Annotated in this window: 22 protein-coding genes and 1 riboswitch; of the genes, 10 read left to right on the top strand and 12 right to left on the bottom strand. The window is 74.0% G+C overall.

Annotated features, from left to right (window positions below; all coding sequences use genetic code 11):
• The first annotated feature begins 110 nt into the window (after nt 1–110).
• Complete coding sequence (locus AC4BDD_RS28835; RefSeq protein WP_490688403.1) at nt 111–1,121, top strand: SDR family oxidoreductase; 1,011 nt, start codon at nt 111–113, stop codon at nt 1,119–1,121.
• A gap of 66 nt (nt 1,122–1,187) precedes the next feature.
• On the opposite strand, the gene AC4BDD_RS28830 is transcribed toward AC4BDD_RS28835, so the two are convergent.
• Together AC4BDD_RS28830 and AC4BDD_RS28825 are read right to left on the bottom strand one after the other, a co-directional pair.
• Nucleotides 1,188–2,228, bottom strand: coding sequence for an SDR family oxidoreductase (locus AC4BDD_RS28830; protein WP_490688402.1), 1,041 nt, complete (start codon nt 2,226–2,228; stop codon nt 1,188–1,190).
• Nucleotides 2,228–3,808 carry an FAD-dependent oxidoreductase gene (locus tag AC4BDD_RS28825; RefSeq protein WP_490691970.1) on the bottom strand — a complete coding sequence of 527 codons (1,581 nt, stop codon included), beginning with the start codon at nt 3,806–3,808 and terminating at the stop codon, nt 2,228–2,230. The genes AC4BDD_RS28830 and AC4BDD_RS28825 overlap by 1 nt, the downstream gene beginning before the upstream one ends.
• Nucleotides 3,809–4,020: 212 nt before the next feature.
• Between AC4BDD_RS28825 and AC4BDD_RS28820 the strand changes: the two genes are divergently transcribed.
• Entirely contained in the window at nt 4,021–4,782 is a 762-nt protein-coding gene (locus AC4BDD_RS28820) for an SDR family NAD(P)-dependent oxidoreductase (protein WP_490688401.1), read from the top strand.
• Between the two features lie 87 nt (nt 4,783–4,869).
• On the opposite strand, the gene AC4BDD_RS28815 is transcribed toward AC4BDD_RS28820, so the two are convergent.
• The 3 genes from AC4BDD_RS28815 to AC4BDD_RS28805 all read right to left on the bottom strand — a co-directional run bounded on the left by AC4BDD_RS28815 (nt 4,870) and on the right by AC4BDD_RS28805 (nt 8,138).
• Nucleotides 4,870–5,994 carry an amidase domain-containing protein gene (locus AC4BDD_RS28815; protein ID WP_490688400.1) on the bottom strand — a complete coding sequence of 375 codons (1,125 nt, stop codon included), beginning with the start codon at nt 5,992–5,994 and terminating at the stop codon, nt 4,870–4,872.
• Between the two features lie 150 nt (nt 5,995–6,144).
• Nucleotides 6,145–7,557, bottom strand: coding sequence for an MFS transporter (locus tag AC4BDD_RS28810; protein WP_490688399.1), 1,413 nt, complete (start codon nt 7,555–7,557; stop codon nt 6,145–6,147).
• Nucleotides 7,554–8,138 carry a TetR/AcrR family transcriptional regulator gene (locus AC4BDD_RS28805; RefSeq protein ID WP_490688398.1) on the bottom strand — a complete coding sequence of 195 codons (585 nt, stop codon included), beginning with the start codon at nt 8,136–8,138 and terminating at the stop codon, nt 7,554–7,556. Before AC4BDD_RS28805 ends, AC4BDD_RS28810 begins: the two co-directional genes overlap by 4 nt.
• Before the next feature lie 105 nt (nt 8,139–8,243).
• Between AC4BDD_RS28805 and AC4BDD_RS28800 the strand changes: the two genes are divergently transcribed.
• The gene (locus AC4BDD_RS28800) at nt 8,244–8,510 is read left to right on the top strand and encodes a GlsB/YeaQ/YmgE family stress response membrane protein (RefSeq protein ID WP_490688397.1); all 267 of its coding nucleotides are present in this window, start codon (nt 8,244–8,246) and stop codon (nt 8,508–8,510) included.
• 72 nt (nt 8,511–8,582) lie between these two features.
• Here AC4BDD_RS28800 and AC4BDD_RS28795 read toward each other — a convergent pair whose 3' ends face one another.
• Entirely contained in the window at nt 8,583–8,906 is a 324-nt protein-coding gene (locus tag AC4BDD_RS28795; protein ID WP_490688396.1) for a plasmid stabilization protein, read from the bottom strand.
• Between the two features lie 36 nt (nt 8,907–8,942).
• Entirely contained in the window at nt 8,943–10,481 is a 1,539-nt protein-coding gene (gene pdxR / locus AC4BDD_RS28790) for a MocR-like pyridoxine biosynthesis transcription factor PdxR (protein ID WP_490688395.1), read from the bottom strand.
• A gap of 47 nt (nt 10,482–10,528) precedes the next feature.
• Between pdxR (AC4BDD_RS28790) and AC4BDD_RS28785 the strand changes: the two genes are divergently transcribed.
• Nucleotides 10,529–11,743, top strand: a complete 1,215-nt coding sequence (locus AC4BDD_RS28785) for an MFS transporter (protein WP_490688394.1) — start codon at nt 10,529–10,531, stop codon at nt 11,741–11,743.
• A gap of 65 nt (nt 11,744–11,808) precedes the next feature.
• On the opposite strand, the gene AC4BDD_RS28780 is transcribed toward AC4BDD_RS28785, so the two are convergent.
• A complete protein-coding gene (locus AC4BDD_RS28780) occupies nt 11,809–12,648 on the bottom strand; it encodes a methyltransferase domain-containing protein (RefSeq protein ID WP_490688393.1) in 840 nt (279 codons plus the stop codon).
• Nucleotides 12,649–12,676: 28 nt separating this feature from the next.
• Between AC4BDD_RS28780 and pdxR (AC4BDD_RS28775) the strand changes: the two genes are divergently transcribed.
• From pdxR (AC4BDD_RS28775) to AC4BDD_RS28765, 3 genes are all read left to right on the top strand, one after another.
• Entirely contained in the window at nt 12,677–14,260 is a 1,584-nt protein-coding gene (pdxR, locus tag AC4BDD_RS28775) for a MocR-like pyridoxine biosynthesis transcription factor PdxR (RefSeq protein WP_490688392.1), read from the top strand.
• Between the two features lie 9 nt (nt 14,261–14,269).
• Nucleotides 14,270–14,680 carry a hypothetical protein gene (locus AC4BDD_RS28770; protein WP_490688391.1) on the top strand — a complete coding sequence of 137 codons (411 nt, stop codon included), beginning with the start codon at nt 14,270–14,272 and terminating at the stop codon, nt 14,678–14,680.
• A 72-nt stretch (nt 14,681–14,752) separates the two neighbouring features.
• On the top strand, nt 14,753–17,242 hold the full coding sequence (locus AC4BDD_RS28765) for a helicase associated domain-containing protein (RefSeq protein ID WP_490688390.1): 2,490 nt from the start codon (nt 14,753–14,755) through the stop codon (nt 17,240–17,242).
• Between the two features lie 61 nt (nt 17,243–17,303).
• Here the strand turns inward: AC4BDD_RS28765 and AC4BDD_RS28760 are convergent, their stop codons facing one another.
• From AC4BDD_RS28760 to metE, 3 genes are all read right to left on the bottom strand, one after another.
• Nucleotides 17,304–18,449 carry a site-2 protease family protein gene (locus AC4BDD_RS28760; protein ID WP_490688389.1) on the bottom strand — a complete coding sequence of 382 codons (1,146 nt, stop codon included), beginning with the start codon at nt 18,447–18,449 and terminating at the stop codon, nt 17,304–17,306.
• A gap of 215 nt (nt 18,450–18,664) precedes the next feature.
• Nucleotides 18,665–19,117 (bottom strand): acyl-CoA thioesterase, encoded by a 453-nt coding sequence (locus AC4BDD_RS28755; RefSeq protein WP_490688388.1) that lies wholly within the window; start codon nt 19,115–19,117, stop codon nt 18,665–18,667.
• Nucleotides 19,114–21,471, bottom strand: a complete 2,358-nt coding sequence (gene metE, locus AC4BDD_RS28750; protein ID WP_490688387.1) for a 5-methyltetrahydropteroyltriglutamate--homocysteine S-methyltransferase — start codon at nt 21,469–21,471, stop codon at nt 19,114–19,116. Before metE ends, AC4BDD_RS28755 begins: the two co-directional genes overlap by 4 nt.
• Nucleotides 21,472–21,603: 132 nt before the next feature.
• A riboswitch (cobalamin riboswitch) is annotated at nt 21,604–21,841 on the bottom strand.
• Between the two features lie 158 nt (nt 21,842–21,999).
• Here metE and AC4BDD_RS28745 point away from each other — a divergent pair.
• From AC4BDD_RS28745 to AC4BDD_RS28735, 3 genes are all read left to right on the top strand, one after another.
• Complete coding sequence (locus AC4BDD_RS28745; protein ID WP_490688386.1) at nt 22,000–22,485, top strand: DUF6153 family protein; 486 nt, start codon at nt 22,000–22,002, stop codon at nt 22,483–22,485.
• A gap of 426 nt (nt 22,486–22,911) precedes the next feature.
• Complete coding sequence (locus AC4BDD_RS28740) at nt 22,912–23,976, top strand: PLP-dependent cysteine synthase family protein (protein ID WP_490688385.1); 1,065 nt, start codon at nt 22,912–22,914, stop codon at nt 23,974–23,976.
• Entirely contained in the window at nt 23,973–25,268 is a 1,296-nt protein-coding gene (locus tag AC4BDD_RS28735; protein ID WP_490688384.1) for an MFS transporter, read from the top strand. Before AC4BDD_RS28740 ends, AC4BDD_RS28735 begins: the two co-directional genes overlap by 4 nt.
• A gap of 173 nt (nt 25,269–25,441) precedes the next feature.
• Here AC4BDD_RS28735 and AC4BDD_RS28730 read toward each other — a convergent pair whose 3' ends face one another.
• On the bottom strand, nt 25,442–25,627 hold the full coding sequence (locus AC4BDD_RS28730; RefSeq protein WP_490688383.1) for a DUF6381 family protein: 186 nt from the start codon (nt 25,625–25,627) through the stop codon (nt 25,442–25,444).
• Between the last annotated feature and the right edge of the window lie 66 nt (nt 25,628–25,693).

The following is a 25,693-nucleotide window of genomic DNA, read 5'->3' as shown; positions in this document are numbered from 1 at the left end:
CTGGTCTTTCCAAACCGGCCTGTGCTCCATTCGGCCGCGCCGGGCCGCCGGGCGCGGCCCGGCGGTGCCGGGGCGAGCGGCGTGGTGTGATGGGCTGTGGAGGTGGTCGCATGGCCCGGACGGTCGTCATCACCGGGGCCAGCGCGGGTGTGGGCCGCGCGGTGGCCCGCGAGTACGCCCGGCGCGGCGCGGCCGTCGGCCTGCTCGCCCGCGGCCGGGCCGGGCTGGCGGCGGCCGCACGCGAGGTTCAGGAGGCGGGCGGCCGGGCGCTGGCCGTTCCCACCGATGTGGCCGACCACGCGCAGGTCGAGGCGGCCGCCGCGGCCGTGGACGCCGCCTTCGGCCCCATCGACGTCTGGATCAACGCCGCCTTCTGCACCGTCTTCGCCCCGTTCCCGGACATCACGCCGGAGGAGTTCCGCCGCGTCACCGAGGTCACCTACCTGGGCTGTGTGCACGGCACCCGGGCGGCGCTGTCGCGGATGCTCCCCCGGGACGCGGGGACCATCGTGCAGGTGGGCTCGGCGCTCGGCGAGCGATCCGTGCCGCTGCAGTCCGCGTACTGCGGCGCCAAGCACGCGATCAACGGCTTCACCTCCGCGGTGCGCACCGAGCTGATGCACTCCGGGAGCGGGGTGCGGATCACCGTGGTGCAGCTGCCGGCGGTCAACACCCCGCAGTTCTCCTGGGTGCTGAACCGGCTGCCGCGGCACCCGCGCCCGGTGCCGCCCGTCTACCAGCCCGAGGTGGCGGCCCGGGGCGTCGTGCGCGCCGCGGACCATCCGGAGCGCAAGCAGTACTGGGTGGGGGGCTCCACGGTCGCGACGGTTGCCTTCAACCGGGCCGTGCCGGGGCTGCTCGACCGCTACCTGGCGCGCACCGGCACGGAATCCCAGCAGACCGGCGAGGAGATGGCGGGGGAACGGCCGCACAATCTGTGGGATCCGCTGGACGGCGACGGCGGCCGCGACTTCGGCGCGCGGGGCGTCTTCGACGACGAGGCACACGAGCGGGCCCCGCAGCTGTGGCTGTCCTGGCACCGGCGGACGCTGGCGGTGGCGGCGGGCACCGGGGCGGCGGCCGCCCTGCTCGCTCTGGCGCGCCGGCACCGCGGGGGCTGAGCTCGCTCTCGCGCGGCGGCGCTACGGGGGCTGAGCGGCGGCGCGGGGCTGGTGAGAGCCGTCGGCTCAGCGGGCGCCGGCCTTCAGAGGCGGGGTGCGCCCGCCCTCGGCCTCCCGCAGTCCGCGCAGCAGTTGGTCCAGGGCCTCGCGGGCGCTCGACCGGGGCTGCCAGCCCAGCTCGGTCCTGGCCCGGGCCGTGTCCATCACCGGCAGCCGCAGGAAGGTACGCAGCAATCCGGGCGGGACGGGCACGGCGTGCAGCTGCCAGAGCACGGTCAGCGCGGCGGTCGCCGCGGCGGCGGGCAGCCGCACCACCCGGGCGTTCAGCAGCTCGGCCAGCAGCCGGGCGTCGACCACCGGGTCGGCGGCGAGGTTGAACGCGCCGCGCACCGGGCGGGTGACAGCGAGCCGGTAGGCCTCGGCCGCGTCATCGGTGTGCAGCACCTGGAACCGCAGGCCCGGCAGGTCGGGCACCGCCGGCACGGTCTCGGCGCGGACCAGCCGGCCCGGCACCAGCGGGCCGGCGAAGAGGCGGCGCTGCTCGGCGGCCGCCTCCCGCTGGAAGATGAAGCCGGGCCGCATCCGCACGACGCGCACCCCGGGGTGGCGGAACTCGAAGGTGTCCAGCAGGCGTTCGACGTACGCCTTCTCCCGGGGATAGGGGGCCTCCGGCCAGCCGTGGGTGGGCCACGACTCGTCCACCGCCCGGTCCTTGGGGCCGGGCGAGTACGCGCCGATGGACGAGGCGTAGACCAGGGCCGGCACGCCCGCGGCCGCGACCGCGTCGAAGACCCGGATGCTCCCGAGCACGTTGGTGCGCCAGGTGGTGGCCGGATGGCGGGCGGGCTGGATCATCCAGGCGAGGTGGACCACCACGTCGGCGCCGGCGAAGTATCCGGTGAGTCCGGCCCGTTCGTCGGCCACGTCCGCGCTCACCCACTCGGTCTTCGGCACCGACCAGCTGGGGGTGCGCCGGGCGATGCCCACGATCGACCCGATGCCGGGGTCCCGGGAGAGCGCGCGCACCACCCCGGTGCCGACATTGCCCGTGGCTCCGACGACCACGACGCGCAGCGGTCCGTCATCCGCACTGATCCGGCTCGTCATCAGCTCATCCCCTTCGTCGGAGGGTCGGTCGAGGGCTCGGCCGGAGGGTCGGCCGGAGGGCTGTCGTCCACGGCCGTCGCCCTGCTCAGCGGACGCACCGCCGGGCCCTGGAGCACCGCCCCGTCCACGGCGAAACGGGAGCCGTGGCAGGGGCACTCCCAGGTGCGCTCCGCCTCGTTGAAACTCACCACGCAGCCCAGGTGGGTGCACCGGGCGGAGAGCACGTGCAGGGCGCCGGAGGTGTCGCGGTGGACCGCGCGGAGCGCGCCGTTCAGGCGCACCACACCCCCGGTTCCGGGGGCGATGTCCTTCAGCGAGGTCACCTGGGGAGCGGTCAGCCGGTCTCCGATCAGGTGCCGGACGGCCTTCGCCTGGAGCCCGAGCGCCGGGCGGACCTCCACCGAGGGTTTCAGCCGCCGCGGGTCGTACAGCCGCGCCCAGGGCACCCGTTCGCCGGTGATCAGGGACCGGATCAGCCGGCCGGAGAGCGCTCCGGAGGCGATGCCCCAGCCGCCGAAACCCGCCGCGACGTAAGTGTGGGCGGCGCCGGGGTGGAGCGGCCCGATGCACGGCAGCCGGTCGGTGGTGGTGTTGTCCTGCGCAGCCCAGCGGTGGGTGATCTCCGCGTCCGGGAAGTGCTCCCGCAGCCATGCGGCCAGCCGCAGGTAGCGGGCCGGGACGTCACCGGCGCCCGGGGTGAACTTCTCCCCGGTGACGATGAGCAGCCGTCGCCCGTCCGCCATCGGGGCGGTGCGGACCGAGCGGGTGCTCTGCTCGGGGGTGATGTACATCCCGCGCGGCGCGGACTCGGCGGGCATCGCCGCGGCGACGACGAGTTCCCGGACCGGTTCCAGGCGGAGGAACATCAGCGCCCGGTCGAAGACCGGGTAGTGGGTGGCGACGACGACGTCGCGGGCGGTTATGGTCGCCCCGTCCTCGGTGCTGAGCACCGGCGGGCTGCCCGGTCGCAGGCCGGTGACCCGGGCGTGTTCGAAGATCTGCCCGCCGTGTGCCCTGATGTCGTCGGCGAGGGCGAGCAGGAAGCGGCGCGGGTGGAACTGCGCCTGGTTGGGGGCGCACACCGCGGCGGCCACCGGGAACGGCAGCTCGGTCTCGCTGACCAGCGACACCGGCAGGCCGGCCGCCGCCGCGGCCTCGGCCTCCTGCCGCACCGAGTCCCGCCGCTCGTCCTCGGTGACGTAGGTGTACGCCGGGACGCGCTCCAGATCGCAGTCGATTCCCAGTTCCTCGGTGGTCCGGGCGATGGCGGCGACCGCGTCCGTCTGTGCGGCGGCGTGCAGCCGGGCGGCGCGCGGGCCGTGGTGGTCGCGCAGCCAGGCGTAGCTCAGAGTGTGCAGCGCGGAGACCTTCGCCGTGGTGAAGCCGGTCACGCCGGCCCCGATCCGGTCCGCCTCCAGGACCGCGACGGACCGCCCGGAGCGGGCCAGTTCCCACGCCGTGCACATCCCGGCGATGCCGCCCCCGACGACGGCCGCGTCCACCCGCAGGGTCGCCGGCGGCCGTGGGCAGGCGGTCGCGGGCGTGGTGTCCATCCAGTACGAGCGCGGCACACCGGGCATCGTCACCAAGGCACGCCCCTTCCTGCTTCCGGCCCCCGCGGGTACCCCTGAGCGATCCGGTGAAACCGCGGCGGCCTCGGCGGGGTGCCGGCACCGGGCCCGGCGGGGCGCGCGCCGGGCGCTCAGCCGGCGGCGGAGCCGGACTCGAGGTCGGTCGGTAGCCTGGTCAGCGTGCATACCGACCGGTAAGTCACGGTGAACTAGGGGGATTTGTGGGGGACACCGCAGGCAGCACTCTGGCGGGCAAGGTCGCTTTGGTGACCGGTGGTTCGCGCGGCATAGGGGCGGCGACGGCGCGGGCGCTGGCGTCCGAGGGGGCGTCGGTGGCGGTCAGCTATGTCGCGTCCCCGGACAAGGCCGAGGCAGTGGTCGCGGACCTGACGCGCGCCGGGTTGCGGGCAGCCGCCTACCGCGCCGACCAGGGCGACCCGCGGCAGGTCAGCGACCTGGTCAACGCGGTGGTGGCCGACTTCGGGCAGCTCGACATCCTGGTCAACAACGCCGGGATGGCCGTCAGCGGCAAGGTGGACGACCCGAAGAGCGATCTGGCGGCCTTCGACCGGCAGTTCGCCGTCAACGTCGGCGGTGTCATCGCGGGGATCCGGTCCGCCGCCCGCGTCCTCGGCGACGGCGGACGGATCATCACCGTGGGATCCAGTGTGGCCACCCGGCCCGGCTTCCCCGGCTCGGCCGACTACGCGTCGACCAAGGCCGCGATCGTCGGCTACAGCAAGGGAGCGGCCCGGGACCTGGCGGCGCGGGGCATCACCGTCAACGTCGTCCAGTCCGGTTCGGTGGCCACCGACATGAACCCGCCGGACGGGCCCTTCGCGGACGCGCAGCGCGCGACCAACGCCATGGGCCGCTTCGGCCGGCCGGAGGAGATCGCGGCGGGAATCGCGTTCCTCGCCGGGCCGGGGGCGTCCTTCATCACCGGCACCGTCCTCGTCATAGACGGCGGCTATCTGACCTGACCCGGCGCCGGAGGAACGACAGTGGGCCCCGCACCGGCGGGGCCCACTACCGCGTTCCGTCAAGCGCCCTCGGCGGGCGGCCGACCGTCAGGTGCGGTAGGCGTAGTACGCCGCGTCCGGGTTGGACACCACGATGCTCGCCACCGACTTCCGGTAGGTGTTGACCGAGTGGTAGGTCATGTAGGGGACACCGGTCCTGCTGCGGTAAGTGGTGATCATCGAGTGATCCTTGGACCCGTCCTTGTCGAAGTCCATCTGCAGGATGTCCCCCACGCCCAGCTGGTACACGTTGGACAGGTTGGACGCCCGCTTGGAGGAGAGGGTGAACCAGGACCACTCGTCGGCACCCACCCAGGAAGAGGTCTGGTAGGAGGCGTCGTACCACCAGTTGCGGTAGTCCGAGTACACGCCCGAATCGTGCTTCCAGCCGCCCGCCTTCAGAGACTGGCTGACGAAGTTGGTGCAGTCCCCGCCGGCGTCGTTGAACTTCCGGTAGGCCGGGTTGTAGTTCTTCCAGTACTTCTCCGCATAGGCGGCCATGGCCTTGTAGTCGTAAGCCCCGGTGGTCTTGGGCTTCGACGTGGCCGGCCACGAGGTGGAGGCGGGAGTCGCGCGGGGCACGGACTCCGCGGTCGTCGCCACCTTCGGGGCCGGCGCGTTGACGGCCCGGGGGCCGTCGTCCGCGGAAGTGATGCCCGTCAGCTCCCACGTCCCGTCCGCCTTGGCGGCGAAGCTCAGCTTGTGGTGGGCCTGGAAGCCGGTCGTCGCCGGCTCGTCACCGCGGATCTTCTTGTAGGTGAGGACCGTGGTCTCGGTGACGCGAACCGTGGCGCGGCCGTCCTTGACGCGGACCTTGTCCACGGTGGTGCGGGTGTCGGCGGCGGTGTACGCCTCACCCAGGGCCCGCAGTCGGGCCTTGCGGGCCCGCAGGCCGGACAGCGCGCTGTCCTCCTTCCGGGCCAGGCCCGCCGAGAGGCGGACACCGGTGTGCGCTCCCGGTGCCAGCCGCCGTGCCGGCCGGGCGTCCAGCAGCGCCGCCGTACGGTCGGTCAGCACGGCGTCGGCTATGCGGTCGAAGGACTCGGCCGTGGCGCGGTCCGCGGTGCCGGGTGCGGCCGTGGTGTTCTCCGCCGCGCCGGCTGCCGTCGCGGGCAGCAGCACAGCGGAGAGAGCCACGGTCAGCACCGCTCCCACAGCGGGCCGAAGCGTCATTGATCTCAAGAGATGAACCCCCTTGCTCTCCCGGTCCGGAGCGGACCTGGGCACGGAATCTTCGCACAAACTCCGATCTCGTGGAGGGGGTGTGCGGGGTGCGTGGTTCCCTTGTTGTCCGGCAGGGCGTTGACGGTCTGCCGGCACCGTTCAGCCGGACGCCGCCGTGGTGCGGCCGGGCAGTCTGGTGGCCAGTAGCGTGCCGATCGCGGCGACGGCCGCGAGGACGGCCGCCGCGGAACTCATCGCCGGCAGGAAGCCATCGCTGAGCCCGCTGAGCCCGCCGCGCGCCGGGCCGGTGGCGGAGCCCGACGCGGTCAGGCTCATCAGCATGGTCGCCGCGGCGACGCCGAGGGCCGGGCCGACGTTCATGGCGGTCTGCTGGAGTCCGCCGGCGACACCCGCGTCGTCCGCCGAGGCGTGGTGCACGATGACGGCCGTCGCGGTGACCATCACGGTGCCGAAGCCGGCGCCCATCAGCAGGAAGCAGCATCCGATCGCCGGGGCCGTCGACGCCTGGTCGAGCCGGGAGAACAGCAGGATGCCGAGGGTGAGGAGCGCCATCCCCGCGACAGCCGTGCGGCGAGACCCGTACCGGCGCGCCAGCAGCGCGGCAGGCGGTGCGGCCAGCACCATCGTCACGGCCAGCGGCAGCACCCGCACCGCGCTGCGCACCGGGTCCAGCGCGAGCACGTCCTGAAGGAAGTAGGTGCCGATGAACAGCGCGCCGAACAGCGAGGCCGAGGCGGCGACCAGGGTGCCCAGGGCCGAGGTGACCATGGCCGACCGCAGCACGCTCGGCGGCACCAGGGGGTTGGTGGTGCGCCGAGCGTGCCGGACGAGCGCGGCGCCGGCCGCCGCCGCGGCGGCCAGGCCGAGCGCGGTCGCCGTCGTCCAGCCGTGTTCGGGTATGCCGACGAGGGTGTGGACCAGGCAGGCCAGGGCCGCCGCGAGCAGGCAGGCGCCGGGCAGGTCGAGCCGGACCTCGGAGCCCTTCCCGGGCGCGGGGGTGCGAACGGCGAGCGCCAGCGCACCGGTCAGCAGAGCGGGAGCGACGTTGAGGAAGAAGACGGCCCGCCAGCCGAAGTGGTCGGTGAGCGCTCCGCCGACGACCGGGCCGGCCGCGGCCGCCACCCCGATGGCACTGGTGCGCACCGCGATGGGCATGGAGAGCCGGTCGCGCGGGTAGGCGGCGCGCAGCATTCCGAGGGTGGCCGGTTGCAGTATCGCGCCGGAAACGCCCTGGGCGACGCGCAGGCCGATCACCCAGCCGACGCCGGGCGCGAGTCCGATGGCCGCTGAGGTGGCGCCGAAGCCGAGGATCCCGACGGCGAACATCCGCCAGTGGCCGTACCGGTCGCCGAGGCGGCCGCCGAAGACCAGCAGGGCGGCCACCGCGATGAGGTATCCGGTGCTGGTCCACTGGACCTGTACGAAGGAGGCGTGCAGATCCCGCTGCATGGCGGGCTGCGCGATGGTGAGCACCGTTCCGTCGAGGGCGACGATCACGGCGCCGGTGATGCTGGCGGTGAGGGCCAGGTACCGGTGGCGTCGCGTACTCATCGGCGCACCGGCCCCAGGTGTGCGTCCAGCGCGGCGCGCAGCAGTGGTTCGACGTCGTCGGTCCCGGTGGCGAAGGAGAGGCTTCCCCATCCCCACAGCTGGGCGATGCCGTGCAGGTTGGCCCAGAGCGCGCCCGCGACGACGGCCGGCGGCGCGTCGGCCGGCGGCCGCGCCCGGGTGACCAGGTCGGTGAACACCTCGAAGAGCGGCAGGCTGGTCTCCCGCAGGCCGAGGTGGTCGCTCTCCAGCAGGTCGTGGCGGAACATCAGCTCGAACATGCCGCGGTGGGTCAGCGCGAAGTCGAGGTAGACCCGGCCGAGCGCCAGAAGCTGGTCGCGGGGGTCGGCACGGCCGTCGCCGATCGTCTCGGAGACCTTGCCGGACAGGTCCGCGAAGCCCCGTCGCGCGATGGCGGAGAGCAGGGCCAGGTGGGTCGGGAAGTAGCGTCGCGGCGCCCCGTGCGAGACCCCGGCCCTGCGGGCGATCTCCCGCAGGGTGAGAGGGGCGATCCCCTCCCGGGTCACCAAGTCGACGCCGACATCGATCAGGCGGGCCCGCAGACCCGCTTCCTGCTCATTCATAGACACTGTCTACCGGAGTGAGTAGACAGTGTCTACGCCAGCATGCCCCGATGCGGCAAAAGTCCTACAATGAGCCATCCGAGAACGCGAAAAAACGAGGCCCCCATGGAAATCTCCGGCATCCTCAGCGCACTGGTGATCGGACTCGTGATCGGCCTGCTCGGGCGTCTGGTGCTGCGCGGCAGGCAGCGGGTTCCGGTCTGGCTGATGATCCTCATCGGCATCGTCGCCGCCCTCATCGGATCGGCCCTCGCCCATGCGTTGAGCGTCGATGACACCAACGGCGTCGACTGGATCGAATGGCTGATCCAGATCGGTCTGGCGGCATTCGGCATCTCCCTCGCGGACCGGAGGCGACCACGGCGCCGCTGAGCCGGCGGCCCTCCGCCCGTTGATCGCGCGATCCGGCCGGATCCCCCTCCGCCGGCCGGGCCGCGCCGCCTGTCACTTGCCGAGCGCGTCCCTGAGCTGTGACTTGTTCATCTGGGAGCGGCCCTCGATGTTGCGCTTCTTGGCCTCTTCGTAGAGCTGGTCCTTGGTCGGGCCCTGGGACCCGGACGACGACCGCTCGCCACCGCGGCGGGAGGAGGACTTGTCCTGCGTGGAGGTGCGGCTCGCGGTCCGGGACTCCCCCGACCTGGCCCGCTCCTTGTTCACCGTCCGGGCGGCGATCTCCTTGGCCCTCTTCTCGCCCTCTCCGCGCTTCTTCGCACTCTCCTTGATGTGCTCGTACTGTCGCTCGCGCTTGGCACTCGATCCTCGGGGCACGACCGGCTCCCTTCTGTTTCATCCATTTCATCTATTTCATCCGGTATTGCCCATGACATCACCCTCCGACCCCTCACGCATATCTGAGCCGTTGCCCTTGTCCGGCGACCCGTCCAGCGACTTATCCGGCGACCTGTCCGGCGACTTGTCGGCGTCTGCGTCGTCCGTGGCGCCGAGCAGGTCGCCGACCGCGGCGATGCCCGCCGCGATGGCTCGCTCGCCGACGTTGCCGAACCCCAGGACCAGTTGCACCGGCGAGGTGGCCCGCGACGACCGGCACACGCTCATCCCGTACAGCCCGACGGACCGGGCCCGGGCGGCGGTGACGAGCTCCTGCTCGCCGGCTCGCCCGCGGAGATGGGCGACGGCGTGGAAGCCCGCCGCGAGGCCGGTGACCTCGACGCCCGGGGCGTGTTCGGCGACCGCCGCCACCAGTGCGGAGCGCCGCGCGGCATAGGTCGTCCGCATACGGCGCAGGTGCCGGTCGAACCGGCCGGACTCGATCAGCCTGGCGAGGGCGAGCTGGTCGAGGGTGGGTGAGCCGCGGTCGCTCAGGTGCTTGACCGCGGTGATCGGTCCGGTCAGCGCGGGCGGGCACAGCAGCCACCCGATGCGCAGCGCCGGCGCCAGGGACTTGCTGACGGTGCCGATGGAGATCACCCGGTCCGCGGCGAGCCCTTGCAAGACGCCCAGCGGCTCCCGGTCGTAGCGGAATTCCGCGTCGTAGTCGTCCTCGATGACGAAGGCGTCCCGGCGAGCCGCCCACTCCAGGAGGGCCAGCCGCCGCTCGGGGGCCAGGGCGACGCCCGTCGGCCACTGGTGGGCGGGGGTGACGATGACCGCTCGGGCGTCGGTGGCCGCGAGCGCGCGGACGTCGATGCCCGCTTCGTCGACCGGCACGGGGACGGCCGTCATACCCGCCGAGGCCGCGGCCGCGGAGGCCAGGGCGGGTGAGCCGGGATCCTCGTACGCCAGGGTGCGCACGCCCGCGCGGGCCAGAGCGCGCAACGCCAGGCCCAGGCCCTGGGTGTAGCCGGAGCAGACCACGATCCGGTCACCGGTCGCCTCGGCCGCGCGCACCCGCCGCAGATATCCGGCCAGGACCTCGCGCAGGGCCGCGCTGCCGGCCGGGTCACCGTAGTCGAGCCCGGACACCGGCATGGCCCGTCCCGCCTCCCGCATCGCCCACATCCAGTCGCCGAGCGGAAAGCTGTTCAGGTCGGGGACTCCCCACCGGAAGTCGGTGCCCACCGGCGGCCGGCCGGGCGCCGCGGCCCGCGTCGCGGAGGGCCGCGGCGTGCACGCCCCGGCCGCCACCCGGGTGGCGGAGCCGACCCGGGAGACGAGGTAGCCCTCGGCCTGGAGCTGGGCGTAGCAGTCCTGGACCAGACCGCGTGAGAGTCCCAGCCCGCGGGCGAGTTCGCGCGAGGACGGCAGTCGTTCCCCGACCTGCAACCGCCCGGTCCTGATGGCGTCACGCACCTGGCGTTCCACCTGGGAGCGCAGCGGTTCGGCGCTCTCCCGGTCGATGGTGAGCAACAGGTCGGGAGAGAAACCGGACCACTGAACAGGCATGGAATTGGAGCTTACCGGCGATCCGCTTGGACCCTAGCGTCCATCCCATGTCCCCATCGACGAACTCCCCAGCCCCAATCCCCGCCCCGGCCGAGGCAGTTCGGCCGCCGCTGGTGACGCGGGCGCTGCTGCTGCGCTTCGTGAGCCTGATCGGCGCCTCGTCCAGCTTCTCGCTGCTGCTGTCGGTCGTCCCGCTCTACGCCGAGGCGTCCGGCGGCGGGGGTGACGCGGCCGGGCTGGCCACCGGAGCGCTGATGCTGTCCACGGTCGTCGGCGAGCTGGCCGCCCCCCGTTTCGTCGCCCGCTGGGGGTACCGCGTCGCGCTGGCGGCCGGGCTGGTCCTGATGGGCGCGCCCGCGCTGGTGCTGACCGCCTTCGAGGGCATGGCGTGGATCGTGGCGGTCTGCCTGGTGCGCGGGCTGGGGTTCGCGGTCACGGTCGTCGCCGGGGGCGCGCTGACGGCGTCGCTGATCCCGGCCGAGCGCCGCGGCGAGGGGCTGGCCCTGGTCGGCATCGTGTCCGGGGTGCCGTCGCTGGTCGCCCTGCCGCTGGGGGTGTGGCTCGCCGAACAGGTGGGCTACGGGCCGGTCGCGGTGGCCGGTGGCGTGGCCGCGCTGGGCGCGGTCGTCTCGGTGCCGGGCCTGCCGGACCGGGAGCTGATGCCGGGGCGGCCGGTCGGCGTGCGGTCCGGTTTCCGTACTCCGGCGCTCACCCGGCCCGCCGCAGTCTTCGGCGTCACCGCGCTGGGCGCCGGGATCATCGTCACCTTCCTGCCGCTCGCCGTCCCGTCGGCGTTCACCGGCGTGGTCACCGTGGCGCTGTTCACCCACTCCGCGGCGTCGACCGTGGCGCGCTGGATCGCGGGCAGGCTCGGCGACCGGCGCGGACAGTCCCGGCTGATCCCGCCGGGGCTGCTCCTCGCGGCCGCCGGGACGCTCGTCACCGCGCTGACGCACAGCGGGCCCGCGGTCGTCGTCGGGGCGGCGCTGTTCGGGTTCGGCTTCGGCGTCACCCAGAACGCCACGCTGACACTGATGTACGCACGCGTCGCCCCCGCCGGCTACGGGACCGTCAGCGCGCTGTGGAACTTCGCCTACGACGCCGGGATGGGCCTCGGCGCCGTCGGCTTCGGGGTGCTCGCGGACCGGACCGGCTACCCGGTGGCGTTCGTGCTGACCGCCGCGCTGATGGTCACGGCCGTCGTCCCCGCCCGGCGGGACCGCCCGGCCGCCCCCGACGGGACGCCGGCCGGCAACGGCTGACGGCCCGCCGGTGGCGGCGGGCCGTCGTCAATCCCGCACACCCCACCGAAGAGCGCTGGAGGGATTCAGTTCACCGCGACGGCCTTGAAGAAGGTGTAGTGGAAGGCGCCATCGTTCTCGGCCGCGCGACGCAGGTCGGCGGTGCCCCGGTCCCAGTCGGCGCCGGTGATGAGTCCGGCGGCCAGCGCGTCCTCCCGGACGGATTCGATCATCGCGATGAAGGTGTTCCGGGTGAAGCCGTCGACCAGCGCGGGCCTGGTCCAGTCGGCGTAGACCGTGCGGGGTCGCACCTCGATGTCGGCGTATCCGGCATCCCGCAGCAGCGCTCCCAACCGCCGGCCGATCAGCGCGTTGCCGCCGGCCAGGGACTGCAACCGGACCTGGCAGTCGATCACCGCTCGGGCGGGGGCGCTGTCGGGGTGGAACAGCACCGAACCGTGGTCGCCCTCGATCACGGTGATGGTGCCCCGGGGCCTGAGCAGGCGCCGCAGTCCGGCCAGCGCCCGCCGGGGGTCCGCCAGGTGCTCCAGGACGAAGCAGACGAAGACATGGTCGAACTCGGCTTCGGGGAAGGGCAGGTCGAACAGATCGGCGCGGTACCACTCCACGTCCGCCCCGGGGGCGTGCTCCGCGACGCGGGCACGGGCCTGGGCCAGGGATTCGGCGGAGTGGTCGACCGCGACGATACGGGCTTGCGGACCGGACTCGACCAGGTGGACCGTCTGGGCGCCGACGCCGCAGCCGACCTCCAGCACGCGGCTGCCCGCGGGGTAGGCCGTGCCGGTGTGCAGCAACGCCGCGAGTGTGTCCGCCTGGTCGCCCAGTCTGCGGGTCTCGTGCTCCGAGTACCCGTGCACGTAATCGATCGCGGGGTGGCCGGCGGGAGAGGGTGTGGCTGTGTGCATGCCCTCACCCTGCTGCCACTATGGCCCGATGGACAGGTCCAATGACGACCCTTCGCACCGGACCATAACCACCGGCACGGCCCGCGCGTCCGGTTCGGACTTCCTCCAGCTCTCCATCGGCGACGCACCGGTGGGCGGGCGGGCCGACTGGCTGGCCCGGCAGCTCCGCCTCGCGATCTCGGACGGCCGCCTGCCGGTGGGCAGCAGACTTCCCGCCACCCGGGTGCTCGCCGGCGAACTGCGGGTCTCCCGTGGGGTGGTCACCGAGGCATACCGCCGGCTGTCCGAGGACGGACACACCGCCGGAAACCGGCGGCAGGGGACGGTGGTCGTCGCCGCGCCGCCGGCAGCGGCCGATCCCCCGCCTCCGGAGCCCGTCGCGCCGCCGCCGCACGAACTGTTCGGCGCCGCGCCCGGGGTGGACGTCTTCGACGCGATGCGCGCGGCGCCGGCCCGTGTCGATCTGTCGCCCGGCCTGCCCGATCTCGCCGCCTTTCCGCGGAACGCGTGGCTGCGCGCCGAGCGGGCGCTGCTGGCGGAGTTGGCGGCGCCCGGCCTGGGATACCCGGATCCGCGCGGGACACCGGCGCTGCGCCGTGCCGTCGCCGACTGGCTCGCCCGCAACCGCGGGATCAAGGCGGACCCGGCCGAGGTCGTCATCGTGGCCGGGACCGCGCAGACCCTCAGCCTGCTCGGGCCGGTGCTGCGCGCCGACGGCATCTCCTCGATGGCCGTGGAGGACCCCGGATCACTCGGAGCGCGTCAGCACCTGCGCAACGGCGGGCTGGACGCTCCCTGTGTGCCGGTCGACTCCGAGGGGCTGCGGGTCGACGCCCTGTACGCCACCGGCGCCCGGGCCGTGCTGCTCACCCCGGCACACCAGTTCCCGACCGGCGTGGTGCTCGGCGGCGAACGGCGTCGCGAGCTGATGCGCTGGGCCGCGGATACCGGCGGGCTGATCGTGGAGGACGACTACGACGCCGAGCACCGCTACGACCGGCCCCCGGCGCCCGCCCTGCGATCGATGCTCGCCGAGCACGTCTGCTACGCCGGGAGCGTGTCCAAGCTGCTCGCCCCGGCGCTGCGGATCGGCTGGGTGCTGCCGCCGCCGAGGTACCGGGACGCCGTGATCGCGGCCAAACGCTTCGCCGATCTCGGCAACGCCGCCCTGCCGCAGCTGGTGCTGGCCCGCCTGATGGAATCGGGCGACCTGGAGCGTCATCTGCGCCTGCTGCGCGGCCGCCACCGGCGCCGCCGGGACGCCATGATCCACGCGATTCGCACCCACCTGCCGAGCGCGGTCGTGCACGGCGCCGCGGCGGGCCTGCACCTGATGGTCACCTTCGACGCCGGCTTCGCCGACACCGATCTGGCGGCCGCGGCGCTGGCCCGGGGGGTGAAGACCCAGCCGCTGTCATGGCACAGCCCGCGCCCGCAGCGGCCGGGGCTGGTGCTCGGCTACGCGGCGAGCGCGCCCACCGCGATCGGCGAGGGGGTGGCCGCGATCGGCGCCGCGTTGCGGGAGCTGCGCCGGGAGACCGACCGGGCACCCGTAGTCCGTCCGGGGCGCGGCGGCGAGCCGAATGAGAATCAGGCCGCCGGCGTCGGATAGAAAGCCAGGGTGAGTGACGCTGAGGAGCCGGACGAGGAGGAGCCGCTTCCCGAGTTGTGCGACCTGTGCGGTGCGGTGATCACCAACGGGTCCGAGGTCTACACGCTGGTACCGGACTCCTCCGCTCTCCATGCCCATGACCCCAAGCTGGACGGGCGGCGCCTGCTGACCGCGTGCAGCACCGGCCATCTCGCCGAACTCCAGGAGCAGTACCGCCGGCGTCCGTTCGTCGACGAGGAGCTGTGGGCGGGGAAGATCACCCGCGCCCTGGAGGAGAATCCGCAGGGCCTCGACGAGGAGAACCTGATCGAGGAGACCGGATTGGACCCGCTCCAGATCCAACGCGCCGTCACCTGGCAGAACGAGCACTACCGCCGCTGGCGGGAGCAGTACGGCGAAGAGGGCCCGGACCCGCACTGAACAGCGCGCCCCGCCCCGGGGCGATCCGGTCACCGGCCGTGTCGCGGAACACCGCCAGGTAGCTTTGGCCGCATGGCGCACAGAAAGCTCAGGCCCCACCAGCGGGAAGCCGTCGACGCGGTGCTGCGTGCGCTGGAGCGGCCCGCCGGGGTACTGCTGCCGCCGGGCGGCCTCCGCACCCAGGTGATCATGGCGACCGGTTCCGGGAAGACCCTGGTGGCCGTCGAGGCCGCGCAGGAGCTGGGAGCCGGCCGGGTCCTGGTACTCGTCCCCTCGCTCGACCTGCTGGCGCAGACCGTGGCCGCCTGGCGGGAGGGCGGCCGCACCGGCCCCCTGCTCGGGGTCTCCTCGCTGCGCGGCGACGAGTTCGGCTTCCCCAGCACCACGGACGTGGCGGAGCTGGTGGCGTGGACCCGCGGCCTGCCGAGGGTGACCGTGTTCGCCACCTACGCCTCGGTGGGGCTGGGCACCCTGGAGCGCGCCCATGCCGCCGGTCTGGAGCCCTGGGACCTGATCGTGGTGGACGAGGCGCACCGCACCAGCGGCCGACTGGGCAAGCCGTGGGCCGCGGTGCACGACAACACCCGCATCCCCGCCGCCCGCCGCCTCCATCTGACCGCCACGCCCCGGCTGTGGCAGGCCAGGGAGGCGGAGGAGAGCGAGGGCGGGGCGGCCCGGGGGCCGGCCGAGCTGGTCGCCTCGATGGACGACGACCCCGCCGGGGTCTTCGGCGCGGTGGCGTACCGGCTGTCGCTCTCGGAGGCCATCGACCGGGGAATCGTCGCCCCCTACCAGGTGGTGTGCGTCGACGTCACGGACACCGCGTTGCAGGCGGCGCAGCTGCTGGGCGACGCCCGCTCCGACCGGGTGCGCGGGGCCCGGCTGGCGGCGTTGCAGACCGCGGTGGTGAAGGCCGCCGCGGAGCAGGACCTGCGGCGGGTGCTGGTCTTCCATCACCGGGTCAGCGAGGCGGAGGCCTTCGCCCACGGGCTGCCCGAGGTCGCGGCGAAGCTGCGGGCGGAGGATCCGGAGCGGTATCCGCCCACGGTGTGGGCCGACTGGCTGCACGGCGAGCACCGGCCCGCCCATCGCCGCCGGGTGCTGGCGGATTTCGCCGCGGGGGCCGGCCCGGACGGCGCGGTGGCCGACGCGGCGTTCCTGAGCTCGGTGAGGGTGCTCGGGGAAGGCGTGGACATCCGCGAGTGCGACGCGGTGTTCTGGGCGGACGTGCGCGGCTCGATGCCGGACCTGGTGCAGGCCGTGGGCCGGGCGCTGCGCATGCACCCGGGCCAGGGGAAGCTCGCCTGCCTGGTCGTGCCGGTCCTCCTCGGGCCGGGAGAGTCGCCCGACTCGATGCTCACCTCACGGGCGTACGACGGGCTCGCCAAACTGCTCGCCGCGCTGCGCGCGCATGACGCGCGGGTGGTGGAGGCGCTGGCCGAGCCGCAGGCCCCCAGCCGGTACCGGCGCGAGGGGCGGGAGGCGGGCGAGGGCGGGCCCGGCGCGCCGGAGGGGGTCAGCGGTCCGGCGCGGGAGCTGCTGCGCTTCTCCACCCCCCGGGATCCGGCGCGACTGGCGGCCTTCGTCGAGCTGCGGGTGCTGAACCCGGAGCGGGAGCACTGGCGGCGCGGGATGCAGGCGGCCGCCGCGTATGTGCGCGAGGTCGGGGATCTGAAGGTGCCGTTCGGTTTCCGGGTGCCGAGGGACTGGGAGGCCGCGCCCGCGGGCTTCCCGCTGGGCCGCTGGATCGCCGACTGCCGGCGCGGCCACAACGCCGGGCGGCTGGATCCGGAGCGTGCCGCGCAGCTGGCGAGGCTCGGGATGACCTGGTCCCACTTCGACGTGGCCTGGGAGGAGGGGCTCGCCGCGGCCGAGGGGTGGGCGCGGCTGCACGGCGTGGGTCTGGCGGCGCCGGTCGACGCTGCCTTCGAGGGGTATCCGGTCGGGGTGTGGCTGAAGAACCAGCGGGCCGCGGCCCGGCGCGCGCTGGAGATCGAGCGCTGCCGCGCGGAGGGACGCCCTGCCGGGCCGAGCCGGGTGACCGCGCTGAGCGAGGAGCGCCAGGCGGCCCTGGAGGACATCGACCCGGGCTGGTGCCCGGCCTGGCCGGTCGACTGGCTGCGCGCCTTCCGGCTCGTGGCGCGGCGGGTGGAGGCGGGCGGGGCGCTGCCCACCGGGCCGGGCGAGGTGACCACCCAGGGCGAGGACCTCGGCCGGTGGATCGCCGCGCAGCGGCTGGGGTACGACAGGCTCAGCGCCGCGCAGCAGTGGATGGTCACCCATGTGCTGGGCATCGAGCCCGCGGACGAGGAGGAGAAGCCGAAGCCCAGGCGGAGCCATGCGCAGAAGTGGGCGCTCAACGTGCGCGCCGCCCGGCAGTTCCGCGAGCGGACGGGGCATCTGACCGTGCCCCGTTCCCATGTGGAGCGGGTCGTCGACGAGGACGGTCGGGAGCACGCCGTGCGGCTGGGCACCTTCATCTCCAACAGCCGCCTGCGAGCCGGGCAGCTCACGCCCGAGCGGCGCGAGGAACTCTCCGTGATCGGCATGCGCTGGGCGTAGCGGCGGGCGACCGGGGCATCGGCCGGAGCCCTCGCCCCGGAGGTCCGTGGCGAAGGGAGCCTCAGCGGCCGCCCCAGCGCGGCGGCGGGGGTCTCATCAGCCGGCTCACGGTGCGGTTGACGTCGGAGGAGGAGACGATCCCGACCAGGCGGCCGCCCTCGATCACCAGCACCCGGTGCTCGGCGCCCGGCTCCATCCGCGTCAGCAGGTCCGCCAGCGGGTCGTCCGGGGAAGCGGTCGTGGCCTGCTCCAGCGGCAGCATGACGTCTCCCACGGTGACCGCGGGCCGCCGCTCGGCGGGCACCCGCTTGGCCGCGTCCCAGGTCACCAATCCGACCGGGGTGCCGTCCTGCGCGGTGACCGGGAACGCCGAATGCCGGTAGCGGTACCGGTCCCCGGCCAGGAAGTCCGCGACCGGGCTGACGACCGGGACGGTGACCGGATCCGATGTCATGGCCTGCCGTACCGGGATCCCGCCGAGCACTCCGCGCAGCTGGGCCTCGCGCCCTTCCGCGGTGGCGGCCGCGACCAGGAACCAGCCGATCAGCGCCATCCACACCCCGCCGAACCCGCCACCGCGCAGGAACAGGTACAAGCCCGTCACCACCAGGAACCAGCCGAAGATCCGGCCGGCCGTGCTCGCCCCGGCGGTGGCCCGTATCCGGTCCCCGGTGCGCCACCACAGCACGGCGCGCAGCAGCCGCCCGCCGTCGAGCGGGGCGGCGGGGATGGCGTTGAACAGGGCCAGCAGGAAGTTGATCGCCGCCAGCCAGGTCAGGGACTCGACCACGAGTCCGGGCGCGGAGGCGAGGTCGGCCAGCCAGGCGATGAGCCCGAAGACCACGGCGAGCAGCAGACTGACCAGCGGGCCCACGCCCGCCATCCGCAGCTCGGCCCCCGGGGTGGCGGCCTCCGACTTCAGCCGCGCCGCGCCGCCGAGCAGCCACAGGACGATGTCCTCCACTTCGATGCCGTTGCGCCGGGCGACGGCGGCGTGCGCCAGCTCGTGCGCGAGCAGCGAGGCGAAGAACACCACCGCGGTGATGAGCCCCAGCGCCCAGTACACCGGCCACGGATGCCCGGGATAGGCGTCCGGCAGGCGGCTCTCGGCGAGTCCGAGGCCGATGAAGGCGAAGATGAGCAGGACGCTCCAGTGCACGCCGACGCGGACCCCGGCGATCCGCCCCAGTACGAACGTCGCCCGCACGGCACTTCCTCAAGCGCGATCGCGATGCAAGAGGCGAGGAGGACAATCCACTTCTCGCGGATCCGGATTGCGCGGTGCACGGTCTCTCTCCGCTACCCCGCGTCTGTCTGTCCTCCTCGTCACTTTCAGTAAACCGGACGATTTCGGTCCGGTCCAGCGGAAGCAGGCGGGGGCGCCGCCGTGGGCGCCCCCGCCATGCCGTCATCCGCGGTCCGTCACCCGCCGTCCGCCGTCTGCGGGGCCGGTGTGGTGAGCGCCGGAACCGGGCGCGGCCGGCCCTGGGCGTCGATGGCGACGAAGGTGAGGTGGGCGGTGGCCACCTCGGCGGTGGGCCCGGAGGCGTTCCACCGCTCGGCGAACACCCGGACGCCGACGTCCATCGAGGTGCGGCCGGCCCGCTCCAGCACCGCTTCCACGGTGAGCAGGTCGCCGGCCCTGGCCGGGGCGATGAAGGCCATGCGGTTGACCGAGACAGTCACCGCCGGGCCGTCCGCGTGGCGCCCCGCGGCCGCCGCGGCGGCATCGTCGATCAGCCGCATCACCACGCCGCCGTGGATGGTGCCGTACAGGTTGGTGTCGTGCTCGCTCATGATGTGCACGAGGGTGACACCGGAGGCGTCCGGGGTCTTGCGCCCCGGGCCCGCGTCCGCCGTGGTGGAGGTGGTCATGACGCCGGGCCCCCGTCGGGTGCGGTGTCCAGGTTCCGGCGGGCCTGCCGGGCCGCGCTCGCCATTCCTTCCAGGGCCGGGCGGACCTCCTCCCACCGCCGGGTCTTCAGGCCGCAGTCGGGGTTCACCCACAGACGGTGGGCGGGCACCGCGGGCAGGGCGCGGCCGATCAGGTCCGCGATCTCGGATCCGTCGGGGACGCGCGGCGAGTGGATGTCGTAGACGCCGGGGCCGACCTCGCGCGGATATCCGGCGGCGGCCAGTTCGCCGGCGATCTGCATCCGGGAGCGGGCGGCCTCCAGGCTGATCACGTCGGCGTCCAGCTCCTCGATGGCGGCGAGGATGTCGCCGAACTCGGCGTAGCACATGTGGGTGTGGATCTGGGTGTCGGCGCGCACGCCGGCGGTGGTCAGCCGGAACGCCTCGGTGGCCCAGGCGAGGTAGCCGGGCCGGTCGGCGGCGCGCAGCGGCAGCGTCTCGCGCAGCGCGGGCTCGTCGACCTGGATCACCGTCGTACCCGCCGCCTCCAGGTCGCCGACCTCGTCCCGCAGGGCGAGGGCGACCTGCCGCGCGGTCTCGGCCAGCGGCAGGTCGTCGCGGACGAAGGACCAGGCGAGCATGGTGACCGGCCCGGTGAGCATGCCCTTGACCGGCCGGTCGGTCAGCGACTGGGCGTAGGAGGTCCACTTCAGCGTCATGGGCGCCGGCCGGGAGACGTCACCGGCCAGGATCGGGGGCCGCACATAGCGGGTGCCGTAGGACTGCACCCAGCCGTGCTGGGTGGCGAGGTAGCCGGAGAGCTGTTCGGCGAAGTACTGGACCATGTCGTTGCGTTCGGGCTCGCCGTGCACCAGCACGTCCAGGCCGGCCTTCTCCTGGAAGCCGACCACCTCCCGGATCTCGGCCGCGATCCGCTCCTGGTAGGCCGCCTCGTCGATGCGTCCGGCGCGCAGATCGGCGCGGGCGGTGCGCACTTCGGTGGTCTGCGGGAAGGAGCCGATGGTGGTGGTGGGCAGCGGCGGCAGGCCGAGCCGGGCCTGCTGGGCGGCGGCCCGTTCGGCGTAGGGCTGCGGGCGCCGGGTGTCGGCGTCGGTGACGGCGGCGCCGCGGGCCCGCACCTCGGGGTCGCGGGTGAGGGCGGAGGCGGCGCGCGCGGCGCGGGCCGCCCGGTTGGCGGCGAGCTGCGGGGCGATGGCGTCGGTGCCCTCGGTCAGGCCGCGCGCGAGGGTCACCACCTCGCCGGTCTTCTGCCGGGCGAAGGAGAGCCAGCGCGCCACCTGCGGGTCGAGGTCGCGCTCCGCCGTGGCGTCCAGCGGCACATGGAGCAGGGAGCAGGAGGGCGCCACGTCGACCCGGTCGGCGAGGCCCAGCAGGGTGGCGAGGGTGGCGAGTGACCGCTCCAGGTCGGCCAGCCACACATTGCGTCCGTCGACGACGCCCGCGACCAGCCGCTTGCCGGGCAGTCCGCCGACCGCGGCGAGCGCGTCGAGGTTGGCGGCCGCGGGCCCGGTGAAGTCCAGGGCGAGCCCGTCGACGTCCGTCGCGGCGAGCACCGGCAGGGCCTCGCCGAGCCGGTCGAAGTAGGAGGCGACCAGCAGCCGGGGCCGGTCGGCGATCAGGCTGAGGTCGCCGTAGGCGCGGCGGACGGCGTCCAGTACGGCCGGCGGCTGGTCCTGGACCAGGGCGGGCTCGTCCAGCTGCACCCACCGCGCGCCCGCTGCCCGCAGGTCGGCCAGCACCTCGGCGTAGACAGGCAGCAGCCGGTCCAGCAGCGTCAGCGGCTGGAAGCCGGCCGGGGCGCCGGCCGCGGGCTTGGCCAGCAGCAGGAAGGTGACCGGTCCGACAAGGACCGGGCGGCCGGTGTGTCCCTGCGCGGCGGCCTCCCGGAACTCCGTCACCTGCTTGCCGGAGTCGGCGCTGAAGACCGTGTCCGGTGCCAGCTCGGGCACCAGGTAGTGGTAGTTGGTGTCGAACCACTTCGTCATCTCCAGCGGCGGCACGTCCTCGGTGCCGCGCGCCATCGCGAAGTAGCCGTCCAGCCGGTCGGCGTGGAAGGCGGCGCGGTGCCGCTCGGGAATGGCTCCGACCATCACGGCGGTGTCCAGGACGTGGTCGTAGAGCGAGAAGTCACCGGTGGGCACCTCGGCGATGCCCGCGTCGGCCAGCTGCCGCCAGTTGCCGCGGCGCAGTGCCGCGGCGTCGGCGCGCAGGGCGTCGGCGGTGACACGTCCGCGCCAGTAGCCCTCGATGGCCTTCTTCAGTTCGCGGTGCGGGCCCTGGCGGGGGTAGCCGTGCACGGTGGCCAGGGCCTCGCGGGTCGGTGCGCAGGGCGTGGTGGGGTTGGGTCGGGCCACGGAACTCTCCTTCGCGAGTCCGGAGGGGACCAACGCCGGCGTGGGTACGCGAAGGACGGGCGCCCGTGCTGTGAAGGGGCAGCCCTGCCGCCGCGGACCCGCCCACGAGGTCCCGGTTGGACCGCACCCCGCTGCGGGGCGCGGGCAGTGGCAGGTCTTCGGACTCACGGGCATGCCTGCCGCCCGTCACGAGGACGGGCGGGGCTCCTACTGGCCGTCGCTTCCCACACCCGGGACTTCCGGGTCCAGTGCGTATGACGGCGGTCGTTCCCGCTCACCGCTGCGGGGCAGTCCCGGATTCCCACCGGGTTCCCTCTTACGACGCATCCCGTCTGGCGGACGGGGCGAACCAGCTGCGTGCGCCAGCCTACCCGCCGACCGGCACCTGTTGGCGAATACCGATCAGATGACCGATCAGGTGACCGATCTCCGCTGCCCGCACCGCCGTTGACGACCGGACGGCGGGTTCGCGCCAATGTTCGGGCGACTGGCTGACGAACCGATCCGGCGTGCGGCTAGGATCACGACATGGTCACGGCCCGGCCCCTGTGCCGCCTGCTGCGGACCCGCCGCGCGCCGGCGGGCTCGCTGCGCGTGCTGGGGCTTGTGGTGCTGCTGCTGGGCCTGTTGTACTCGCACGGCCTGAGCGGGGAGAGCACCGCCGCGCACACCACCGGCGCTTCGTCCGCGACCGGTACCTCGTCCGCCACCGGCGCTTTCGTCATCACGGACGCCTTCACCGGCACGCCGACGGCACCGCCGTCGAACGCCCCGGCCTCTGCCGCGACGCACCGGCACGAGCCCGGTCCCGGCCACCATGACAGCGCCTCGGGCCACGCGGCCCAGGACTGCCTGTCCGGCCAGCCGCAGCACGGTCTCGACCTGCCGGATCCGTGCACGGCCGTCTTCGGCACGGCCGCCTTCCCGGCCGCTCCCCGGGGCGCGGTGACGCGATGGGGTGCGGCCCAGTCGCCACCGCCGACACCCCCTGATCCAGCGATCCTGCGAATCTAGACCGACAGCCCGACAAGCCGGCCGTCGGCGCGCCGGCGCGCCCTTGTGCGCGCCGCTCCCCCGCGAGCAGGCCGACCACACCGCTCGTTGCCGGCCCCCGCTCCCGTACGCGCCCCCGACACGGCCCACGGCCGCGCTCCGGCGCGCCCTGTCACCCCTGGCACCTCCAGCACCTCCGGCACACCCCCCTGTCCCCTGCCCCGACCGGCCGCTCCTCGCACGCCCGGTGCGATGACCGACGCCCACGACGGTGGCCGATCGGCCCCGTCCGGCACGCGCGGCGAACGGCCGAGGAATCCGCACGCGTACCGCATCCGAGAGGAAACCATGCGCGCTCACACCCCCACATCCGCGTCCCCGCAGCACTCCGCACCCGCCGAGCCCGCCCGACCCGCCGGGCCGGCGGCGGCACCGACGCCTCATGGCATGTCCAAACTGGTCGGCCAGACCCCACTGCTGCGGGTCTCCGAGCCGCTGGCCCCCGCCGGGCGGGGCTTCTGGGCCAAGCTGGAGGGGTTCAACCCCGGCGGCATCAAGGACCGTCCCGGTCTGCACATGGTCGAGCGGGCCCGGGCCCGCGGCGACCTGCGCCCCGGCGGCCGGATCATCGAGTCCACCAGCGGCACCCTCGGGCTCGGGCTGGCGCTGGCCGGCCTGGTCCACGGCCACCCCGTCACCCTGGTCACCGACCCGGGCCTTGAGGGGTCCATGACCCGGCTGCTGACCGCCTACGGGGCCCAGGTCAACGTCGTCGCCGAACCCCATCCCACCGGGGGCTGGCAGCAGGCCCGCCGCGACCGGGTGGCCCAGCTCATGGCCCGGCACCCCGACTCCTGGTGCCCGGACCAGTACAACAACCCGGACAACGTCGCCGCGTACACCCCGCTCGCGCTGGAGCTCGCGGCCGAACTCGGCCACATCGACGTCCTGGTGTGCAGCGTGGGCACCGGCGGGCACTCCGCCGGCGTCTCCCGGGTGCTGCGCCAGCTCAACCCCGAACTGCGTCTGGTCGGCGTGGACACCATCGGCTCCACCATCTTCGGACAGCCCGCCCGCCCCCGCCTGATGCGCGGCCTGGGCTCCAGCATCTATCCGCGCAACGTCGCCTACGAGCACTTCGGTGAGGTGCACTGGGTGGCCCCCGCGGAGGCGGTGTGGACCTGCCGTCAGCTCGCCGCCTCGCACTACGCCACCGGCGGCTGGAGCGTCGGCGCGGTCGCCCTGGTCGCCGGCTGGCTGGCCCGGACGCTGCCCGCCCAGACCCGCATCGCGGCCGTCTTCCCGGACGGGCCGCAGCGCTATCTGAGCACCGTCTTCGACGACGACTACTGCGCCGCCCACGGGCTGCTGGACTCCCCGCCCGCGGTGGAACCCGAAGTGGTCGGCAGGGTCGACGAGAAGGAGGTCACCTGCTGGACCCGGTGCACCACCGTGACCGACCCCCTGACGCTGCCCGGCGCCGACCGGCGGACCGCGCGGGAGGAGGCGTGAGGAGCACCCTGGCGCAGGCGCGCTCCTATCCGCGCAGTGTGCAGCTGCTGATGGTGAATCAGTTCACCATCAATCTCGGCTTCTACATGCTCATGCCCTATCTGGCGCAGCATCTGGCCGGGGATCTGGGGCTGGCCGCCTGGACGGTCGGGCTGATCCTGGGGGTGCGCAACTTCAGCCAGCAGGGCATGTTCCTGTTCGGCGGGACCCTGGCCGACCGGTTCGGTTTCAAGCCGATGATCATTGCCGGCCTGTCGCTGCGCATCGTCGGCTTCGCGGTGCTCGGGCTGGTCGACTCGCTGCCCGCGCTGCTGGCCGCCTCGGCGGCGACCGGGCTGGCCGGCGCGCTGTTCAACCCGGCCGTCAGGGCCTATCTGGCCCAGGACTCCGGCGACCGCCGGGTGGAGGCGTTCGCGCTGTTCAACGTCTTCTACCAGGCCGGGATACTGCTGGGTCCGCTGGTGGGTCTGGCACTGACGGGGGTGAGTTTCCGCCTCACCTGCCTGGTCGCCGCGGGCGTCTTCACCGTGCTGGCCGCCGTGCAGATACGGGCGCTGCCGCACCGCACCGCCGCGCGCGACTCCGGCGCCTCGGTCGTCCCGGTCCTCGCCCAGTGGCGCACGGTTATCACCAACCGGCCGTTCCTGCTCTTCTCGGCCGCGATGATCGGCTCCTACGCGCTCTCCTTCCAGGTGTACCTCGCGCTGCCCCTGGAGGTGCGACGGGTGGCCGGGGACGGGACGCTCAACACCGTCGGGGTGGCCCTGCTGTTCGCCGCCTCGGGGCTGTCGACCATCCTGTGGCAGACCCGGCTGACCGCCTGGTGCAAGCGGCGTCTGGGGGCCGGGCGCGCGCTGGTCGCCGGGCTGGCCACCCTCGGGGCCGCGTTCCTGCCGCTGCTCGCCGCCACCGCCGCGCCCGTGCCGGCGGACGGGCCGGCCCGCTGGGCGCTGGCCGTGCTGCCGCCGCTCGCCTCGGCGCTGCTGCTGGCGCTGGGGACGATGCTGGCCTATCCCTTCGAGATGGACACCATCGTCGCCCTGTCCGGGAACCGGTACGTCGCCACCCACTACGGCCTCTACAACACCATCTGCGGCGTCGGCATCACCCTCGGGAACCTGCTCACCGGCGCGGCCCTGGACGCGGCCCGCGCCGCCGGGGCGCCCGCCGTGCCGTGGCTGATCCTGGCGGCCGTCGGCGGGGGGTGCGCGCTGGCCGTCCTCGCTCTGCACCGCGGCGGACGCCTGACCCCGGCCTCCACGACCGGGGCAAGGCGGCCCGCCGCGGCCTGACCTTCACCACGCCCGGCGTGGTCAGGGCGAACTCCACGATGGCGCGGGCCGCCTCGGTGGCGTAGCCGCGGCCGCGCCGGGAAGGCACGATGCCGTACCCGAACTCGACGGCGCCCTGACTGTGACCGTACGCGCCGAGGCTCTCGGGGTGCTCCAGGACGAAGCCGACGGCGTCACTCCGGAGGGTAGATGTCCCCGCCGCTGCTCGCCTGCTCGCTCTGCGACTGCAGCCGGTCGGCCTTCTCCATCAGCCGCTGACGCTCGTCGGGGTCCTTCGAGCGCTCGGCGGCCTTCTTCAGCTCCTGGGCCTTCTCGCGCAGCTGCCGGGCCTGGCCGCGGGTTTCGCGTGCCTCACTCATGGTCACTCCTTGCTGTGGGGAGAGCGGCTCTCCCCACAGCGAACCAGCGCCCCCGCGCCCGCGCAT

The organism is Streptomyces sp. JLBT605, assembly GCF_058215555.1.
The sequence above is the reverse complement of the archived record's forward strand: the minus strand, read 5'-3'. Positions and strand labels throughout refer to the sequence as shown.

What these genes read in the sequence shown, in the direction of transcription:
- AC4BDD_RS28835 (WP_490688403.1), top strand. Translation starts at nt 111, where the DNA reads ATGGCCCGGACGGTCGTCATCACCGGGGCCAGCGCGGGTGTGGGCCGC.
- AC4BDD_RS28830 (WP_490688402.1), bottom strand. Translation starts at nt 2,228, where the DNA reads ATGACGAGCCGGATCAGTGCGGATGACGGACCGCTGCGCGTCGTGGTC.
- AC4BDD_RS28825 (WP_490691970.1), bottom strand. Translation starts at nt 3,808, where the DNA reads ATGCCCGGTGTGCCGCGCTCGTACTGGATGGACACCACGCCCGCGACC.
- AC4BDD_RS28815 (WP_490688400.1), bottom strand. Translation starts at nt 5,994, where the DNA reads ATGACGCTTCGGCCCGCTGTGGGAGCGGTGCTGACCGTGGCTCTCTCC.
- AC4BDD_RS28810 (WP_490688399.1), bottom strand. Translation starts at nt 7,557, where the DNA reads ATGAGTACGCGACGCCACCGGTACCTGGCCCTCACCGCCAGCATCACC.
- AC4BDD_RS28805 (WP_490688398.1), bottom strand. Translation starts at nt 8,138, where the DNA reads ATGAATGAGCAGGAAGCGGGTCTGCGGGCCCGCCTGATCGATGTCGGC.
- AC4BDD_RS28800 (WP_490688397.1), top strand. Translation starts at nt 8,244, where the DNA reads ATGGAAATCTCCGGCATCCTCAGCGCACTGGTGATCGGACTCGTGATC.
- pdxR (WP_490688395.1), bottom strand. Translation starts at nt 10,481, where the DNA reads ATGCCTGTTCAGTGGTCCGGTTTCTCTCCCGACCTGTTGCTCACCATC.
- AC4BDD_RS28785 (WP_490688394.1), top strand. Translation starts at nt 10,529, where the DNA reads ATGTCCCCATCGACGAACTCCCCAGCCCCAATCCCCGCCCCGGCCGAG.
- AC4BDD_RS28780 (WP_490688393.1), bottom strand. Translation starts at nt 12,648, where the DNA reads ATGCACACAGCCACACCCTCTCCCGCCGGCCACCCCGCGATCGATTAC.
- pdxR (WP_490688392.1), top strand. Translation starts at nt 12,677, where the DNA reads ATGGACAGGTCCAATGACGACCCTTCGCACCGGACCATAACCACCGGC.
- AC4BDD_RS28765 (WP_490688390.1), top strand. Translation starts at nt 14,753, where the DNA reads ATGGCGCACAGAAAGCTCAGGCCCCACCAGCGGGAAGCCGTCGACGCG.
- AC4BDD_RS28755 (WP_490688388.1), bottom strand. Translation starts at nt 19,117, where the DNA reads ATGACCACCTCCACCACGGCGGACGCGGGCCCGGGGCGCAAGACCCCG.
- AC4BDD_RS28745 (WP_490688386.1), top strand. Translation starts at nt 22,000, where the DNA reads ATGGTCACGGCCCGGCCCCTGTGCCGCCTGCTGCGGACCCGCCGCGCG.
- AC4BDD_RS28740 (WP_490688385.1), top strand. Translation starts at nt 22,912, where the DNA reads ATGTCCAAACTGGTCGGCCAGACCCCACTGCTGCGGGTCTCCGAGCCG.
- AC4BDD_RS28730 (WP_490688383.1), bottom strand. Translation starts at nt 25,627, where the DNA reads ATGAGTGAGGCACGCGAAACCCGCGGCCAGGCCCGGCAGCTGCGCGAG.